Here is a 15312-nt window from a genome sequence, read left to right on the forward strand (position 1 = left end):
GGTCTTGGCGGGCTTTTTCTTCGCGGCTTTCTTTGAATCCATACCTTTGCTCATGATGCGTGCTCCAGGGTCAAGGATCTGTTCTCTCTTATACACCCATTCGACGCTATGATACCCGGCCATTCCTGCTGCCCTTCTGAAGTGCACCCTGCCTGATGTCCGAGACTGAATTCTGCCCTCTACCGTCGCTCTGCCAGCCCCTGCTGGACAAGTTCTACCGCGCCCATCGCTCGCCAATGCGCTCGTCCGGAGCGGCACAGATGTGGGTGGCACGGCAGCAGGAAATCATTGGCGCACTGAGTCTTATGCCGGTGGCTGACGGGTATTGGTTGACCGGGCTGTTCGTAGCGCCGCAGTGGCGAGGACGGACCATTGCAGGACGACTGATCGCCAGCGCGCTCAAGGATCTGAACGGGCCGGTCTGGCTGTTTTGCCACCCGGATCTCGTGAGGTTTTACGAACGGTCAGCCTTTGCACTCACAACAGATTTGCCGCCGATGCTGGCGGACAAGCTGGCGCGGTATCAGAAGACAAAAGCACTGCTGGCGATGCGCTGGGAGCGGTGATTGACCTGGAGGAGTGTAGCGGTCGTCCAGACGCTGCGCTGTCGCTCAGCAAACATTGACCCTGCAGGAGTGAGCTTGCTCGCGAAAGCATTAGATCTGTTAAGAAGATGTCGTCTGACCTGACGCAATCGCGAGCAATGTGGATCGCCACCCCGGTCACTCCTACAGAAAAAGCATTTGGATTCTGTTGGAGCGAGGCTTTCCCGCGGAGAACGATGACGCAGTGGGGCTGGATGTACCGCGTCGTCTTCTTCGCGGGCAAGCCTCGCTCCAACAGATCCGTGTTTGCTGCATGACAGCGCGGAGTCTCGACGACGGGAATCTCCTACAAGAATGCATTCCAGCTCAAAGCATAAATGCACTCTGCCTAGGCGTTACTCATCCGCATTCGGATCCATATCCGGGAACATCACGTCCATGAAGCCGAACTTGCTGAAGTCGGTAATACGCGAAGGATAAAGGCGTCCAATCAGGTGGTCGCATTCATGCTGCACCACGCGGGCATGAAAGCCGTGGGCGTCGCGCAGGACCGGCTGGCCGTCCGGATCGAAACCTTCGTAACGGATACTTTGAAAGCGGTTAACCGCGCCACGCAAACCCGGCACAGACAGGCAGCCTTCCCAACCTTCTTCAACGGCCGGATGCAACGGCGTGATCACAGGATTAAGCAATATCGTCTGAGGTACGGCTTCAGCATCCGGATAACGCTCGTTGCGTTCAAAACCGAAGATCACCAGTTGCAGGTCTACGCCAATCTGCGGAGCCGCCAAACCAACACCGCCGACGCTTTCCATGGTTTCAAACATGTCGGCGATCAGGGTCTTGAGCTCAGCGCTGCCGAACATCGATTGAGGCACAGGTGGGGCGATGCGCAACAGACGTTCATCGCCCATTTTCAGAATGGGGTGGATCATGCGGGACGGGCTCCTTAGCGAAAAAACCTCATCCTGCCACACTCCGGCTCAGGATTCCCCGGCCTTGGCAGGCAGCGGCAGAGAATGGTCACGCCCCAGACCGGAAACGTGCTGTTTCTCTGTGGACTCGATTGCGCCATCACCTTCTACTTTCTCGCCCTTGTCCTTGCCTTCAACCGACATATGCTCGACTACGGCGTTCATCTCGGCACCCAGCAATAGCACCGCTGCCGAGATGTAGAAATACAGAAGCAAGACAATGATTGCACCGATGCTGCCGTACATGGCGTTGTAGTCAGCGAACGTCTTGACGTAATAACCAAAGCCCAACGAGGCGATAATCCACACCACGACCGCCAGCACAGAGCCTGGCGTGATAAAGCGAAACTCCTGCTTCACGTCCGGCATGACGTAATAAATCAATGCCACAGCCACCATCAGCAGCATGACGATCAGCGGCCAGCGCAGGATGGTCCAGAGCGTGACGATGAAATCTTCCATTCCTATTTGCGCGGCAATCCAGTTCATGACTTGCGGCCCGGTGACCATCAACGCGGCCACCGCCAGCATCATCATGGCGATACCGATGGTGTAAGCCACAGACAGCGGAATGCGTTTCCAGACCGGACGGGCTTCAACCACGTCATAGGCGGCGTTCATCGCACTCATCATCAAGCGCACACCCGCGGAGGCAGTCCATAGAGCGATGACGATACCAATCGAGAGCAATCCGCCTTTGGATTGCTGCAGTTGATCAATTACCGGGTTGACCTGCTCCAGTGCCTGAGGCGGCAAGACAAGCTCTGACTGCAACCGGAGCCAGGAAAAGAAATCCGGCAGATGCAGAAAACCGATCAGGGCAATCAGAAACAGCAGGAAAGGAAACAACGAAAACAACATCTGGTAGGCCAACGCCGACGCATAGGTGGACATCTCGTCATCGAGAAATTCGCTAACCGTACGGACCATCACCTTGCCCAGTGGCAGTTGGCGCAATTCCGGGAAAATCATGGCGTCTCCTTCGCTACATAACTGACGCAGCTTACACATTCACATTGATGGGTACTGCGCCTCTCACACAAGCTGTTCGCAGATACTGGCGTTTTACCTTAATTCAGTGGACTGAACGGCCTGAAAAAGGTTTCAAAACCTTGGTTTCCAGACACCGAAAATGACAACGGCCATCCGAAGATGGCCGTTTCTTAATACCAGGATTACCCCGGATCCTCAGGCTTATGCCTTATCGACGCCTTTTTTCACGGCGTCTTTGGTCTTGCCTACGGCTTGCTGCGCTTCGCCTTTGAGTTCTTGCGCCTTGCCTTCAGCTTTCAGTTTGGAGTTGTCGGTTGCTTTACCCACGCCTTGCTTGACGTTACCGACTGCTTCGTTAGCCATGCCTTTAACTTTATCGCCAGTGCTGCTCATAGGTCTTACTCCGCAGAATCAATGAGAGGTCATCGCCTCGACGTAATGATTGACCTGCCCCTTTTGCGCAGAGTTTCAAGTATTTTCATGAACGTGACAGCCGTTCGTCTGCTGCTCATGAGCTTGATAAAACCGCTCGGTAAAACTTTGGCTTTAAGTTTGCGCAGCAACCCACGAGAATGCGCAACGCAATCCGGCTGCGTCGGGCCAATGCCCGTCGCGCTGAATACAACGATCCGCAGGAACATTATGAAACTCGATAAAAAGCAGGCCATCGCACGCCGGAACCAGGAACTGGGCGGTGCCGTGCTGGGTACCAACAACACCCACTTTGCAACCTTGAATACCAACAAGAACATCTGGTGGTTCGACTTGCCCGTACCGCGTCTGGCGGTGGGTCAATACGAATGGATGCATCTACTGCTTTACACGCCGAGCAGCGACCAATTACTGCATTTGAAGGTCACCACTGTATTCCTGCGTGATCACATGGAAGGTCTGGTGATTCGTAATAAAGGCCAGCGCAAGTCCACCGTCAGCCTGGAGCTGAGCGCGGACAAGGATTCTTATCTGAAGGATGTGAGGCCGCTGGGTGCGGGATTGAGCTTTGCGGATTTTCAGCAGCCCTGATGCTTTGAACTGCGCAACTCTGTCGCGCAGCAAACGCGGGACCCTGTAGGAGTGAGCTTGCTCGCGATTCGGTCATAGGGTCTACGAATTTATCGCCTGAACCGACGTCATCGCGAGCAAGCTCACTCCTACAGGTCTTGTGGCTTCTGCGTTAGTGGGGGGGCCTTGGAGACTGCGCCATCCATAGACAGGAAGGCGTTCCAATCGAGTTATGCGCCAAGTATCAAGCAACCCGTCGAGCAACCAGAAACGCCACCGTCCCCGCCACCGCCGACGCAAACGTTCCCCACGCCAGATCCACCAACGCCAGCTGCGCAGGCCAGCCCTGGAGGGTGGCCCAGTTGGTAAGGTCATAGGTGCCGTAAGCAACCAGCCCCAGCAGCGCACTGCGCTTGGCCGCGTGGCTGACGCTGTCGCGACGCAACCCTGATTGCACCGCCAGGACGAGCAAGCCAAAGGCGTACAGCAGGTAGAAAACCACGGGGGGCGCAACCACCGGTTTGTCGGCCATCAACGGCCAAAGCCACGCCCGATAGCTCGGCCCCATCAACAAGCCCAGCCAGATGCCGTCCAGGACCAAAAAGGTCAGCAAGATGCTGAAGTAAGCAGTGAGGTTTCTTTTCATGGAAGGCGTCCTTGTCTGAGTGGGTCCGCATTGCGCGGAGCGACCTTGATGAGCATTGACGGGTTGGACCCCATGCCTGGCAGGAACGATCCATCGTCCCTGCTTTAACCGATGAACGTCAGACCAGTTCGATGCGGTCTGCGTGGATCACGATCTGGCCTTGCTTGTACAACGCACCAATGGCTTTCTTGAAATTGCCTTTGCTGACGCCAAACAGGTTGCTGATGACTTGCGGATCGCTCTTGTCGCTGACCGGCAGTACGCCGTTGTTTTCCTTCAGCTTGCCGAGGATCTTGTTGTTCAGGCTGCTGGCGGCTTGCTCGCCCACCGGTTGCAGGCTCAGGCTGATGTTGCCATCGCTGCGGACTTCCTTGATGTAGCCCTTTTCCTGCTTGCCGGCGCGCATGAACTTGAAGACCTCATTCTTGTGAATCAGGCCCCAGTGTTTGTTGTTGATGATCGCCTTGAAGCCCATATCAGTCGCTTCAGCCACCAGCAGGTCGACTTCCTGACTCACGCTGTAACTGGCAGGCGTCTTGTCCAGATAGCGGTCCAGGCGTGCAGTCGCGGTGATGCGACGGGTGTGTTTGTCCAGATAGACATGCACCACGCAGTAATCACCGGCCTGTAACGTGCGCTTCTCTTCGGAGTAAGGCAGCAGCAGGTCCTTGGGCAGGCCCCAGTCAAGGAACACGCCAATGCTGTTGACTTCAACCACCTTCAGGCTGGCGAACTCACCGACCTGAACCTTGGGTTTTTCTGTGGTGGCCAGCAGCTTGTCTTCGCTGTCCAGATAAATGAAAACGTTGAGCCAGTCTTCATCTTCGCTGGGAATATCTTTGGGAATATAACGATTGGGCAGCAGAATTTCGCCGTCCGCCCCGCCATCCAGATAAAGACCGAAGTTAGTGTGTTTAACCACTTGCAAGCTGTTGTAACGCCCGATTAAAGCCATGTGCAAATACCCTCATTACGTGGGCGGCATTCTACCCGAGTTTGCGGGCCATGAGGCTGACGCAGAATGTCGCTGCACCCGACATTCAAAAAGGCCAAAAAAATCAAATATTTGCTTGATGGCGATGGGCCCGTCATCCGCTCCATTCGTCTGATGCACGGGCGCTATAAATGCTTGTATATCAGGCGCTGAAAAATAACTGATGAAATAACTTATCAGTTAAAACAAACGGTTAGCCCGATATTGTTAAATATTTAGCTCCCACGGCCAGATTATTTCCCACGGGTTTAAGAGGATATTTCCCAAGCAATTGTCAAGCCATTCGTGTACCATTGCTGGCCGTATCAAGTTTATATAGGTTAATGGCAGCCATGCGTGTAAAAGCATCCAACTCGAAAGCAAAGCCAGCTCCAGCCGTTGAAACGAGCGACTCGATCAACGCCCAGATTGCTGCTTTCCTCAAGTCCGGTGGCGAAATCCAGCAGATTGCCAAAGGCGTCAGCGGCCAGACTTTCGGCCCGTCCAAACAGATCACCCTCGGCAAAAAGTAATTCCCCTCGTTCCAGTTTTCGATCTCTATGCGTCTTGACTCTCAAGGCGCCAGAGCTTGCTAATCTTCGTTGCACATACCCGTTTCATCCTGACTGCAAGGCCGCCATTGCCTAGTCGCTCGACGACGGGCAGGATGATGTCTTGAAGCCAGCCTTTTGCGGAATGCACGAATGAAGAACTGGATGCTGTTCGGCGCACTGATCTACCTGACAGGTTGCGCGTCTCACAATTGCAACACGGTCCCTGATGACGGCCACGCTTCTGGCAGCGACTGTCGCGCAGAGCATTTGCTGTATCAGAACGACATGCTGCAAGCCAAGCTGTTGATCAGTGAAGCCGATCGTGAGAATTACGAACTTGCCGAAGCCATGCTGCGCCGTGCAGGTGTGAATGACGCCACGGGCGAAGCCGAGTTTTACCTGGCGGTGCTGTTGATTCGTCAACAATCAGATCAGCCCAGGGTAATCGAATTGCTTGAAGATGCCGCGAGACACAAACACCCGCTGGCAATCGCGCTGCTTTCCCAGCAGCTCAGCATGACCGATCAAAAGAAGTCCGAAGAATACCGTGCCGAGTACGCTGACCTGGATGTCGCCAAGAGTGGCTATCCGTCGTTTGATCAGGCGTTGGTGGTCATTCGCGGCTTGATTATCCCTCCGGCTCAAGCGACCGCTTCGAACTGATTCCCCTGTGGATCGACGAACGGTCTTCGCTCTACGACTTTCGTAGGTATGCTGCGAGGCTCTAGATCGCGGCTCCCCTGTTTTTCCCGTTGGGCCTTTGGCCATTTCAACCTGCCCCCTCCGTAACATGAAGGAGTGAGCACGATGCTCAATTTTCGCCATTACGCGCTTTCCATAAGCGCCCTGCTTGTTTGTCAGCATGCATCCGCCCAGGTAATTGAGCGGGAGTTGGGGGACTTCAGCCTGAAATTGGGTACATCGCCCACGCGCAGCATGGCGCAAGGCCTGGTAACCCAGAGCGGCTCGGGGTCATTCCATGGCGGGCTGGACCTGACCCACGACAGCGGCTTCTACTTCGGCCAGTGGACGCCCAATGTTGGCGTTACCGAGGACAGCACGCTGGAGCTGGACTCCTACATGGGGTTCAAAAAGCCGTTCGATCAGACCCTCGGCTACGAGCTGGGCATGATCCGCTACAGCTACCCGGACACCAGTCAGATCGATACACACGAGTTTTACGCTGGCCTGCGCATTCTCGACAGCCGCATTGGCGCAGCTTTCAGCAACGATGTAGGGCGTCGTGACAGTACCCTGATCGTCGATCTGGGCGGAGTCGAACAGTTGGGCCTGGGCGTGCGCATGCAGTACGCCAACCATCAGTACGATGCGCCACAGCAAATCTCGGATGGCAGCATGGTCACCAGTTTCAATGACTGGTCGCTGAATCTGTCGCGCCCCTGGCTTGGGCTCGACATGAACCTGATCTACAGCGGCTCAAGCCTGACCGGTGACGGTTGCAGCGCTTACAGCGGTCACAATCCGAATTGCGAAGGCACTCTTACCCTCAAGGCTGTGCGTTCATTCTTCTGATGCAGTGAACTGCTACTCTTTGGCCCGCTCTACACAAACAAGCAGGTCCATCGAGGAGTCGTTATGCGTACCCCGTTCAAAGCCTTCATTTCATTGTTGATGGCCGTGTTCATTCTTGGCGGTTGTACGCGCGTTGGGCTGGCGTACCGCAATCTCGACATCATCATTCCCTGGTCGCTCAGCGACTATCTGGAGATGAACTCAGCGCAAAAAGACTGGTTCGATGAGCGCCTCAAAGAGCATTTGAGCTGGCACTGCACGACTCAATTGCCGGGCTATCTGGGATGGCTGGACCGCCTGCAACGCATGGTCGAAACCAATCAGGTCACGGCCGATGAACTGCAGGCACGCACCGATGAGGCCAAGCTGGCGATCGGGCAGATATCACGGCAGATCACCCCGTCTGCCGTCGAGTTGCTCGCCCAGCTGGACGACAAGCAGGTGCAGGAGATGCAGAATGCCTTTGCCAAGGACCAGCGCAAGCGTGAGAACGAATACCTCAAAGAGCCCCTGCCCCAACAGATCAGCGACCGTGCCGAGCGTATGGAAAAACGCCTGACCCCGTGGATGGGCAAACTCAACGCCGCACAGCTGCAGCGCATTCAGAGCTGGTCGCAATCGCTTGGCGAACAGAATCGGGCATGGCTTGATAACCGGGCCAGTTGGCAGAAGCGCTTCGTTGCGACGGTACAGGATCGCAAAGCGCCAGACTTCCCCTCGAAGATTGCCAAATTGCTGCAGGATCGCGAGACGTTCTGGACGCCTGAATATCGCGAGGCCTACGACAGGACCGAACAGGCGGCCATCTCGTTGCTGGTGGACCTGATGGCCCAGAGCACGCCTGAGCAGCGCCAGCGCCTGCTGAGCAAGATCGCCGACACCAGAAAAGACTTTACGGATTTGAGCTGTTTGAAGGCGGCTCAAGCAAGCTGAATCTGTCGATCATGCAAGAGGGAGCATGCACTCTATTCGCCATACCTGGGCCCTGTAGGAGTGAGCTTGCTCGCGATCGCGTTCATGTGGTCACGAAATACATGACAGGCGAAGCGCTATCGCGAGCAAGCTCACTCCTACAGGGATGCATTTCAATTCAGCAGCCTGCAGGCATTCCTCAAGCAATCTGCGCTTTGGCCGCAACCTCTTCAAAGGTTGCCGGATCCAGCGCATCCTGTTGTTCATCCAGCACCTGACGCGGGTGGTCATTGCCGGGGATGCTGCTGTCGATCAACGCCAGCAATTGTGCGCCGCGCGGGGTCAGGACAAAGTTTTCACCGTTGCCGCCCTCTGCTTCCGGACGTGACTGGATAAACCCGCGGTCCAGCAGCAGCTTCTCGTATTCACTGGCAACGACCTTCAGGTGATCCAGATTTGCTACCGGCTCTCCCACTGCAGCTGACGCGGCGGCGTGGTCCTCTGCGTACTCGCGGGGTTTGAAAGTGTCGTCGGCACTGTTCTGTACTTCGTGCAACAGGCGCTCAACGAGGTCCCAGTCATAAGGTTTGTCCATTGTTATTACCTCCAGTCAACATGGGTGAATGGCCCGTGACATCTGGCCATCAGGCTTGCAGCTGAAAATTGTGACAGGTGCTGAAGCGCCCCGTTCAGCCGAAGCCGCCCGATGGTGATCGAATGGAGATGAATCAGAGCTCTCAGCGCAGGAGCGGCTTTAGCCGGTCCTACGAGAGAATTGCGGGCTACTTACTCAGCCGCAGGCGTTTCGGTCTTGCGCTTTTTCAGCGGGGCCATGCCGTCTTTGCTGACCAGCGACAAGGCGTCGGTCTTCGGCCGGTTAGCGATTTTGCGCTTGGTTGGGGCCTTGGCACCGGTTTTCTTCTTGTCGCCCTTGGCGTCGGTCTTTTTCTTCTTCACGCCAACGGCTTTGCCTGAAGCCTTGACCTTCTTCGGCCCGCCGTAGCTGCCTTTGACTTCCTTGATGGTACGACGCTCGAAGGTCTGCTTGAGGTAGCGCTCGACACTGGACATCAGGTTCCAGTCGCCGTGGCAGATCAACGAGATAGCCAGGCCTTCGGCACCCGCACGGCCGGTACGACCGATACGGTGAACATAGTCATCGCCACTGCGCGGCATGTCGAAGTTGATCACCAGATCCAGACCTTCAACGTCCAGGCCACGAGCGGCGACGTCAGTAGCAACCAGCACCTTGGTGCCGCCCTGCTTCAGACGGTCGATAGCGGCCTTGCGGTCTTTCTGATCCTTGTCGCCGTGCAACACAAAAGCTTTGTAGTCCAGCGCTACCAGACGGCCATAGAGGCGGTCGGCCAAGGCTTTGGTATTGGTGAAGATGATCGCCTTCTGATACGTCTCGTTAGCCAGCAGCCAGTGGACGATCTGCTCCTTGTGGCTGTTGTGGTCAGCGGTGATGATCTGCTGACGCGTACCGGAAGCCAGCTCGCTGACGCTGTTGACTTGCAGGTGCTGCGGATTATTCAGCACCTTGCCAATCATTTCGCGCAGACCGGCACCGCCGGTGGTAGCCGAGAACAACAAGGTCTGTTGGCGGTTGGCGCACTCATTGGCCAGACGCTCGACGTCTTCGGAGAAGCCCATGTCCAGCATGCGGTCAGCTTCGTCGAGGACCAGCACTTCAACGTTTTTCAGGTCCAGGTTGCCGGCGTTCAATTGCTCCAGCAAACGGCCTGGAGTGCCGATCAGGATATCCGGCACCTTGCGCAGCATGGCGGCCTGGACCTTGAAGTCTTCGCCGCCGGTGATCAAGCCGGACTTGATGAACGTGAACTGCGAGAAACGCTCGACTTCCTTGAGCGTCTGCTGCGCCAGTTCACGGGTCGGCAGCAGGATCACGGCACGAATGTCGACGCGAACCTTGGCCGGGCCCATCAGACGATTGAGGATCGGTAATACAAATGCAGCAGTCTTGCCGCTGCCGGTTTGCGCCGTCACCCGCAGATCACGCCCTTCCAGCGCCAGAGGTATGGCGGCAGCTTGCACTGGCGTCGGCTCGACGAATTTAAGCTCGGCCACGGCTTTTAGCAGGCGTTCATGCAGGGCGAATTGGGAAAACACGGGTGTTACCTCGACGAAATACAAAAATACGGCGCATAGCGTAACGGTTTCGGCCGCCCGAGCCGAGTTTCTTTACTACCAATGGCTGATTTTGTTACGCAATTTGCCAAGGTGTCCCCTTATCTGCGCCATGAATGTTCTAATTGCGGCGCTTTTCTCTACCGGATTTTTAAGATCATCTATGGATATTCAATCGTTATGGCGCCGCGCCCAGGATCTCTGGGCAGTTCTTGATCAACATCCCGTCCTGCATGCGAGCCTCGGCCTGTTGTTGCTGTTGGTCGTCGCGCTGGTCGCCGGGCGACTGGCGCGCTTTCTGATTCTGCACGCTACAAAAATACTGGGCCGTCAGCCCGCACTGCACTGGGTCAATGACTTACGCCACAACAAGGTCTTTCATCGGCTGGCGCAAATGGTCCCCTCACTGGTGATCCAGTTCGGCCTGAACCTGGTACCTGACCTCAGCAAAACCGGGCAGAACGTCATCGGCAACATCGCACTGGCGTTCACCATTCTGTTCATGACGCTGGCAATAGGGACGCTGCTGAACGCCCTGCTCGATATCTATGCCCGCACCACCCACGCCCGTACCCGCTCGATCAAAGGCTATGTACAGCTGGCGAAGATGATTCTGTATATCTTTGCCGCGATCATCATCGTCGCCACCTTGATCGACCGCTCGCCGTTACTGCTGCTTTCGGGTCTGGGTGCCATGTCGGCGGTGATTCTGTTGGTCTACAAGGACACCCTGCTCTCGTTCGTGGCCAGCGTGCAACTGACCAGCAATGACATGCTGCGGGTGGGCGACTGGATCGAAATGCCACAGGTCGGCGCCGACGGCGATGTCGTCGACATCACGCTGCACACGGTCAAGGTGCAGAACTTTGATAAGACGATTGTATCCATTCCAACTTGGCGCCTGATGTCAGAGTCGTTCAGAAACTGGCGTGGCATGCAGCAATCCGGCGGACGACGCATCAAGCGCAGCCTGTTCATCGACGCCAGCGGCGTGCGTTTCGTGCGTGACGATGAAGAGTTGCAGCTCAGCCAGGTGCACCTGCTGACCGACTATATCAGCCGTAAACAGGCGGAATTGCTCGCCTGGAATGAGGCTCAGGGCAACGTCGCAGCGCTATCCGCCAACCGCCGACGCATGACCAACATCGGCACCTTCCGTGCCTATGCGCTGGCCTACCTGAAAAGCCACCCCGACATTCACTTGGACATGACCTGCATGGTCCGCCAACTGGAAGCCACGTCCCAAGGCGTGCCGCTGGAAATCTACTGCTTCACCCGCACCACCGTATGGGCCGACTACGAGCGCATTCAGGGCGATGTTTTCGATTACCTGCTGGCCGTGCTGCCGGAGTTCGGGCTTGGGGTTTATCAACAGCCGAGCGGGTCGGATATGCGGGTGGGGTTGGCGGGTAAATGATGCCTTTCTGAATCTTCCGCGCAATGACTCCAACCCCCGTCCATACTCAGTTTTGCTACACTGCGGCAACTACAGAAGGAGGCCCTTCGACATGGCAACCCTGAATATCCCCGAGAAGAACGTATCCGGATTCATTCGATCTCTAGCGGAACGCAACGGTGTTCACTACACCGAATCCAGGCTGGATAAGGTGTCTCGTGTAGTCACCCGCCTGGCTGGCGACGAAGTAAATCCAGACGATATCGAGGGCTTGCTCATCAGCCTCAGCCGGAAAGGCTTCATCGCTGGTCCGGACATGATGAAACTGCACTCGCGTTATCTGGATGAGCTCAAGGCGAACGTAAAGTATCCAGTAGCTCGATGAGCAGCCGACGTCACGCCGTTTTCGACCCATTTGGTACTTTTAAAACAAAGGGATATCTGGAGAACGCTACTGCCGAGAAGGATCTCGAAAAAGTTAAACGTATGGAGCATGTTGCCTTTACCTCTCGAATCGAGTCGGCACTGGATATGCTCGCTATGACTGATGAAATCTCCTATCAAACAGTTTTGGAGACGCACAGGACACTTTTTCAGGACTTCTATCACTGGGCCGGTCGCGATCGGCTTTCCACGGCCCCCGACAAAGAAATCTCGAAGGGCGACGTAGACTCGCCTTTCCGCACTGAATTCGAAAGACCCGAGCAGATAAAACTCGCCGTCGACTATGCCCTGCGCCTGGCTAGCGACAAAAATAAAATGAAAGAAAAAGCCGGGACCATCATGGGCCTGTTTGCTTTCGCCCATCCTTTTCTCGACGGCAACGGTAGAGCGATCTTACTCGTGCACATGGAGCTATGCTTCCGCGCCGGATTCTCAATCGCCTGGGCTGCGACTGAGAAAAATGCTTACCTCCAAGCGCTGAGCCAGGAAATTGATTCGCCCGAACTGGGAATTCTCGACCGCTATCTGAGCAACTTTATTCGCCCGGTTACTAGCCGTGACGATTGGCTTGATCAGATCGTAAGCATTCAAGGCCTGGATGGCGCGCATCCTGTCAACGCAATGGACGATGAAGTCTACGTTGCAGGAGCCGCCGATACGCCAGAAATGCTAGAGCGCTACAGGGCCCAAGCCGCCAAAAAGCGATACCGGACAGATCCCTGAAAGAAGCGTCACTCAACAGAAGGTTTCAGAATCTGTAACCTTCTGTTGAGTCTTCAAGATGCGGATCTCCGCCCCATCGAACCAAGCCGACTAACCCACAACGACACCAGAATCAGCACCCCGCCAAAAGCCAGGCGCTCCAGTGGTTCGTTCTGGTTCCAGATCAGCAGATTGATCAGCAGCCCGACCGGCACATGCAGGACGTTGAAGACCGCCAGGGTGCCGCCGTTGACCAGACACGCGCCCTTGTTCCACCAATACATGCCAAGCGCCGTGGAGCAAAACCCGAGGAACAGCAGCACTGCCCACTGATCCGCTGCGTCCGGTAACCTTTGCGGGTTACCGAACATCAGGAACGCGGGCAAGGCGATGATCAGCGCACCCAGGTAGAAGTAACCGAAGCGCCGGTAGTGCGGCAGGTCACTGGGGTAGCGGGCGACCAGATGTTTGTACAGCACCTGACCTGCGGCGTAGGTGAAGTTGGCCACTTGCAGCAACAGGAAGCCGCCAAGGAAGTTGCCATCGATACCGTCCCAACGAATCACGCCTGCGCCCAGCACAGCAACCAGTGCGGCCACGAGGGCCCAAGGGTTGAAGCGTCGATTAAGCGCGTCTTCGATCAGGGTTACGTGCAGTGGCGTGAGGATAGTGAAGAGCAGGACTTCCGGCACGGTCAGCACCCGGAAGCTCAGGTACAGGCATACATAGGTGATGCCGAATTGCAGCGCACCGATGACCAGCATGCCACGCATGAAGCCCGGCTCCACCCGACGCCACTGGGTCAGCGGGATGAAGACCAGCCCGGCCAGCACGACGCGGATCAGCACAGCGAAGTAGCTGTCGACATGCCCTGCCAGAAAAACACCGATCAGGCTGAATGAAAACGCCTGGATCAGCGTCACGATAAGTAGATAACCCATGAGCACTCCCCCGTTGAAGGCGGCGACCTTAACGGGTTGGGGGATTAGGTGTCTATTTCAATCATGGTTGTGACTAATCGCGAGCAAGCCAACCACCGCATACGCGTGAGACCGCATCCTCTGTTGGAGCGAGGCTTGCCCGCGAATCAGTCAACGCGTTAATCCAGGCAGACCGCGTTATCGTTCTTCGCGGGCAAGCCTCGCTCCAACAGAGGAATGTAGCCCGCGTGCGGTGTTTGTTCTGGGCTGCATTCGGACGATTCAGGCACTGTGGCCTTTCGGCTCGACCGTTCCGGCACAGTTGGTTTGCTTGAAGCCAGTCAACTACTCCTTACTCAAATCCACCAACGGCTCTTTACGCACCTCGGTCGCACGCCCGGCCTGGATATCTTTGACCTTGCCCAGCGCGGTATCGACTGCTGCTTTATCAGCTAACAAGCTGTAGCTGATCTCAAACTGGCGTTGCTCCTTGGGACCAATGGTCGGCACAAGATTCAGCGGGCGTTGGTAACGGCGGTTGTAGGAGAAGCTGGTGCCCGGCTCCAGACCCGTCACGTAACCCTGGCCTTTGGTGTCAGTGTTTTTCCACAACGAGAAGACTGGCAGCTGCTGGGTATTGAAGCCCAGCGACACACCCAGGCTGCCGCCTTTGTTATGCAGGACCGCAAGGGTCTCACCCTTGGCATCGCCATACGGCACCACGTTGTAAACGGTTTCGTCGTAGTCGGGTGTTGGCGCGCGATAGGTTTGCCAGTCCCCAAGATCACCTTTGGCCTTCTCGTTGAACGGTGAAACCTGCTTCACCGGCGCTTCGAAACGAGCGCCCTGCTCCAGGAACGGCGTGCTGAAGTTACTGTGATACAGCGCCTGATATTCCTTCGCGTAGTCCCCGTTATTGGTCAACGTGTCGTTGAGGGTGAAGCGCGTGCTGCCGGCATCAGTCACCAGCTCGGTCTGCACCGAGAAGTCGACCTTCTTGAACGCCTGTTCTTTCAATTCACCTTTGAGACGGATGGCAAACGGCGGCTTCTCATCGATGTGCAACGTCACTTTACTGGCCGGAATGTTCGCGGCGCGACCATGAAGGGTCAGTAACTCGCCGTTATCCATGCCCGGGTGCCCGACCCATTCATAACCGCAGCGGGTCACCAACTCGTTGAACCCTTCCAGCCAGCCCAGACCGCCACGGCCATTGAGTTCGATAAACGCTGGATTGACGATGTCCTTCACCGGCGAATCCCAGCCCATGCGCACATCGCCCACAGACGCTTGCAGCACGTTCATGCCGCGGGTGGGCACCACCGTAAGCTTCATCGTGCCGTTGTCGATATCAATTACGCTCACGCCTTCCTGCCGACCGCCATGCAGCGTGCGCATCGTGATGGAGAACGGTTTGTCGGTCTTGACCCCGAGTTGGGCGCTGGTGATTTGCTGGTTCTGGGCGGGCTTGTCGGTATCGAGCAACACGTAGTCCCAGGCGGCAGCCTGTGTAGCGACGGCAATTGCGCTGAGGCCGAAAAGCCAGGCAAGAGGTTTCATTGGGGTA

Annotated in this window: 18 protein-coding genes; 9 read left to right on the plus strand and 9 right to left on the minus strand. The window is 56.2% G+C overall.

The annotated features are described in order from the left end of the window. The first annotated feature begins 155 nt into the window (after nucleotides 1-155). Nucleotides 156-566 carry a GNAT family N-acetyltransferase gene (locus tag AO242_RS24370; protein WP_099270703.1) on the plus strand — a complete coding sequence of 137 codons (411 nt, stop codon included), beginning with the start codon at nucleotides 156-158 and terminating at the stop codon, nucleotides 564-566. Nucleotides 567-940: 374 nt separating this feature from the next. On the opposite strand, the gene def is transcribed toward AO242_RS24370, so the two are convergent. The 3 genes from def to AO242_RS24385 all read right to left on the minus strand — a co-directional run bounded on the left by def (nucleotide 941) and on the right by AO242_RS24385 (nucleotide 2905). Next, nucleotides 941-1480, minus strand: coding sequence for a peptide deformylase (gene def / locus AO242_RS24375; RefSeq protein ID WP_099270706.1), 540 nt, complete (start codon nucleotides 1478-1480; stop codon nucleotides 941-943). Nucleotides 1481-1528: 48 nt separating this feature from the next. After that, nucleotides 1529-2491 carry a YihY/virulence factor BrkB family protein gene (locus tag AO242_RS24380; RefSeq protein ID WP_099270708.1) on the minus strand — a complete coding sequence of 321 codons (963 nt, stop codon included), beginning with the start codon at nucleotides 2489-2491 and terminating at the stop codon, nucleotides 1529-1531. 222 nt (nucleotides 2492-2713) lie between these two features. Then, on the minus strand, nucleotides 2714-2905 hold the full coding sequence (locus AO242_RS24385; RefSeq protein WP_099270710.1) for a CsbD family protein: 192 nt from the start codon (nucleotides 2903-2905) through the stop codon (nucleotides 2714-2716). Between the two features lie 249 nt (nucleotides 2906-3154). Here AO242_RS24385 and AO242_RS24395 point away from each other — a divergent pair, with 249 nt between their 5' ends. Next, nucleotides 3155-3535, plus strand: coding sequence for a hypothetical protein (locus AO242_RS24395; protein WP_099270713.1), 381 nt, complete (start codon nucleotides 3155-3157; stop codon nucleotides 3533-3535). 223 nt (nucleotides 3536-3758) lie between these two features. Here AO242_RS24395 and AO242_RS24400 read toward each other — a convergent pair whose 3' ends face one another. Together AO242_RS24400 and AO242_RS24405 are read right to left on the minus strand one after the other, a co-directional pair. Then, nucleotides 3759-4160 (minus strand): DUF2177 family protein, encoded by a 402-nt coding sequence (locus AO242_RS24400; protein ID WP_099270714.1) that lies wholly within the window; start codon nucleotides 4158-4160, stop codon nucleotides 3759-3761. Between the two features lie 118 nt (nucleotides 4161-4278). Beyond that, complete coding sequence (locus AO242_RS24405; RefSeq protein WP_099270716.1) at nucleotides 4279-5115, minus strand: CvfB family protein; 837 nt, start codon at nucleotides 5113-5115, stop codon at nucleotides 4279-4281. Nucleotides 5116-5477: 362 nt separating this feature from the next. Between AO242_RS24405 and AO242_RS24410 the strand changes: the two genes are divergently transcribed. The 4 genes from AO242_RS24410 (at nucleotide 5478) to AO242_RS24425 (ending at nucleotide 8153) form a co-directional block, all read left to right on the plus strand. Next, nucleotides 5478-5666 carry a hypothetical protein gene (locus AO242_RS24410; RefSeq protein WP_027898056.1) on the plus strand — a complete coding sequence of 63 codons (189 nt, stop codon included), beginning with the start codon at nucleotides 5478-5480 and terminating at the stop codon, nucleotides 5664-5666. A 171-nt stretch (nucleotides 5667-5837) separates the two neighbouring features. Then, nucleotides 5838-6350, plus strand: coding sequence for a hypothetical protein (locus AO242_RS24415; RefSeq protein ID WP_099270718.1), 513 nt, complete (start codon nucleotides 5838-5840; stop codon nucleotides 6348-6350). A gap of 144 nt (nucleotides 6351-6494) precedes the next feature. Beyond that, a complete protein-coding gene (locus AO242_RS24420; protein ID WP_099270719.1) occupies nucleotides 6495-7220 on the plus strand; it encodes a TorF family putative porin in 726 nt (241 codons plus the stop codon). A 63-nt stretch (nucleotides 7221-7283) separates the two neighbouring features. Next, nucleotides 7284-8153 (plus strand): DUF6279 family lipoprotein, encoded by an 870-nt coding sequence (locus tag AO242_RS24425; protein ID WP_099270721.1) that lies wholly within the window; start codon nucleotides 7284-7286, stop codon nucleotides 8151-8153. Between the two features lie 178 nt (nucleotides 8154-8331). Here AO242_RS24425 and AO242_RS24430 read toward each other — a convergent pair whose 3' ends face one another. Both AO242_RS24430 and AO242_RS24435 read right to left on the minus strand, forming a co-directional pair. After that, nucleotides 8332-8727 carry a transcriptional regulator gene (locus AO242_RS24430; protein ID WP_099270723.1) on the minus strand — a complete coding sequence of 132 codons (396 nt, stop codon included), beginning with the start codon at nucleotides 8725-8727 and terminating at the stop codon, nucleotides 8332-8334. 191 nt (nucleotides 8728-8918) lie between these two features. Next, the gene (locus tag AO242_RS24435; RefSeq protein WP_027898061.1) at nucleotides 8919-10265 is read right to left on the minus strand and encodes a DEAD/DEAH box helicase; all 1347 of its coding nucleotides are present in this window, start codon (nucleotides 10263-10265) and stop codon (nucleotides 8919-8921) included. 181 nt (nucleotides 10266-10446) lie between these two features. Here AO242_RS24435 and AO242_RS24440 point away from each other — a divergent pair, with 181 nt between their 5' ends. The 3 genes from AO242_RS24440 (at nucleotide 10447) to AO242_RS24450 (ending at nucleotide 12846) form a co-directional block, all read left to right on the plus strand. Then, nucleotides 10447-11700, plus strand: coding sequence for a mechanosensitive ion channel family protein (locus tag AO242_RS24440; protein WP_099270724.1), 1254 nt, complete (start codon nucleotides 10447-10449; stop codon nucleotides 11698-11700). A gap of 91 nt (nucleotides 11701-11791) precedes the next feature. Next, the gene (locus AO242_RS24445) at nucleotides 11792-12064 is read left to right on the plus strand and encodes a hypothetical protein (protein ID WP_099270726.1); all 273 of its coding nucleotides are present in this window, start codon (nucleotides 11792-11794) and stop codon (nucleotides 12062-12064) included. Continuing rightward, nucleotides 12061-12846: a Fic family protein gene (locus AO242_RS24450; RefSeq protein WP_099270727.1), complete on the plus strand. Its 786-nt coding sequence runs from the start codon at nucleotides 12061-12063 to the stop codon at nucleotides 12844-12846. Before AO242_RS24445 ends, AO242_RS24450 begins: the two co-directional genes overlap by 4 nt. A gap of 53 nt (nucleotides 12847-12899) precedes the next feature. Here the strand turns inward: AO242_RS24450 and AO242_RS24455 are convergent, their stop codons facing one another. After that, a complete protein-coding gene (locus tag AO242_RS24455) occupies nucleotides 12900-13766 on the minus strand; it encodes an EamA family transporter (RefSeq protein ID WP_099270729.1) in 867 nt (288 codons plus the stop codon). A gap of 324 nt (nucleotides 13767-14090) precedes the next feature. Next, a complete protein-coding gene (locus AO242_RS24460) occupies nucleotides 14091-15305 on the minus strand; it encodes an aldose 1-epimerase family protein (RefSeq protein ID WP_099270730.1) in 1215 nt (404 codons plus the stop codon). Nucleotides 15306-15312: the final 7 nt, after the last annotated feature.

This window comes from Pseudomonas sp. ICMP 561 (genome assembly GCF_002699985.1).
Taxonomy (GTDB): Bacteria; Pseudomonadota; Gammaproteobacteria; order Pseudomonadales; family Pseudomonadaceae; genus Aquipseudomonas; species Aquipseudomonas quasicaspiana.

What these genes read in the sequence shown, in the direction of transcription:
- AO242_RS24450 (WP_099270727.1), top strand. Translation starts at nt 12,061, where the DNA reads ATGAGCAGCCGACGTCACGCCGTTTTCGACCCATTTGGTACTTTTAAA.
- AO242_RS24440 (WP_099270724.1), top strand. Translation starts at nt 10,447, where the DNA reads ATGGATATTCAATCGTTATGGCGCCGCGCCCAGGATCTCTGGGCAGTT.
- AO242_RS24455 (WP_099270729.1), bottom strand. Translation starts at nt 13,766, where the DNA reads ATGGGTTATCTACTTATCGTGACGCTGATCCAGGCGTTTTCATTCAGC.
- AO242_RS24410 (WP_027898056.1), top strand. Translation starts at nt 5,478, where the DNA reads ATGGCAGCCATGCGTGTAAAAGCATCCAACTCGAAAGCAAAGCCAGCT.
- AO242_RS24380 (WP_099270708.1), bottom strand. Translation starts at nt 2,491, where the DNA reads ATGATTTTCCCGGAATTGCGCCAACTGCCACTGGGCAAGGTGATGGTC.
- AO242_RS24370 (WP_099270703.1), top strand. Translation starts at nt 156, where the DNA reads ATGTCCGAGACTGAATTCTGCCCTCTACCGTCGCTCTGCCAGCCCCTG.
- AO242_RS24425 (WP_099270721.1), top strand. Translation starts at nt 7,284, where the DNA reads ATGCGTACCCCGTTCAAAGCCTTCATTTCATTGTTGATGGCCGTGTTC.
- AO242_RS24420 (WP_099270719.1), top strand. Translation starts at nt 6,495, where the DNA reads ATGCTCAATTTTCGCCATTACGCGCTTTCCATAAGCGCCCTGCTTGTT.
- AO242_RS24385 (WP_099270710.1), bottom strand. Translation starts at nt 2,905, where the DNA reads ATGAGCAGCACTGGCGATAAAGTTAAAGGCATGGCTAACGAAGCAGTC.
- AO242_RS24430 (WP_099270723.1), bottom strand. Translation starts at nt 8,727, where the DNA reads ATGGACAAACCTTATGACTGGGACCTCGTTGAGCGCCTGTTGCACGAA.
- def (WP_099270706.1), bottom strand. Translation starts at nt 1,480, where the DNA reads ATGATCCACCCCATTCTGAAAATGGGCGATGAACGTCTGTTGCGCATC.
- AO242_RS24460 (WP_099270730.1), bottom strand. Translation starts at nt 15,305, where the DNA reads ATGAAACCTCTTGCCTGGCTTTTCGGCCTCAGCGCAATTGCCGTCGCT.
- AO242_RS24400 (WP_099270714.1), bottom strand. Translation starts at nt 4,160, where the DNA reads ATGAAAAGAAACCTCACTGCTTACTTCAGCATCTTGCTGACCTTTTTG.
- AO242_RS24405 (WP_099270716.1), bottom strand. Translation starts at nt 5,115, where the DNA reads ATGGCTTTAATCGGGCGTTACAACAGCTTGCAAGTGGTTAAACACACT.
- AO242_RS24445 (WP_099270726.1), top strand. Translation starts at nt 11,792, where the DNA reads ATGGCAACCCTGAATATCCCCGAGAAGAACGTATCCGGATTCATTCGA.
- AO242_RS24395 (WP_099270713.1), top strand. Translation starts at nt 3,155, where the DNA reads ATGAAACTCGATAAAAAGCAGGCCATCGCACGCCGGAACCAGGAACTG.
- AO242_RS24415 (WP_099270718.1), top strand. Translation starts at nt 5,838, where the DNA reads ATGAAGAACTGGATGCTGTTCGGCGCACTGATCTACCTGACAGGTTGC.